We start from the raw sequence: 234 nt of genomic DNA, 5'->3' as shown, positions 1-234 counted from the left end.
GACAAAGCGCCATAAAAATTCGCCCATTCAGGGTGCGTTTCATCTAAAGGTTGATTATCGGCAAGACCAGAAGCGAGCACAAGAACCATGTCATTTGTTGACGTGTCCCCGTCTACAGTAATACGGTTGAACGTCTCATCCGTGGCCTTGGCTAGCGCCCGTTTTAATGCGGCAGGCTCGACATTCGCATCAGTTGTAATAAAACCAAGCATTGTCGCCATATTTGGATGAATC

General features: G+C 47.4%; 1 protein-coding gene. It reads right to left on the bottom strand.

The window, feature by feature from the left end:
• Positions 1–234, bottom strand: a 234-nt coding sequence (locus CHH91_RS19145; RefSeq protein WP_176465884.1) for a bifunctional ornithine acetyltransferase/N-acetylglutamate synthase, incomplete at both ends; no start/stop codon positions are given.

Origin of the sequence: Virgibacillus sp. 7505 (assembly GCF_002272135.1) — a bacterium.
In the GTDB taxonomy this organism is placed as follows: Bacteria; Bacillota; Bacilli; order Bacillales; family Amphibacillaceae; genus Terribacillus.
The sequence above is the reverse complement of the archived record's forward strand: the minus strand, read 5'-3'. Positions and strand labels throughout refer to the sequence as shown.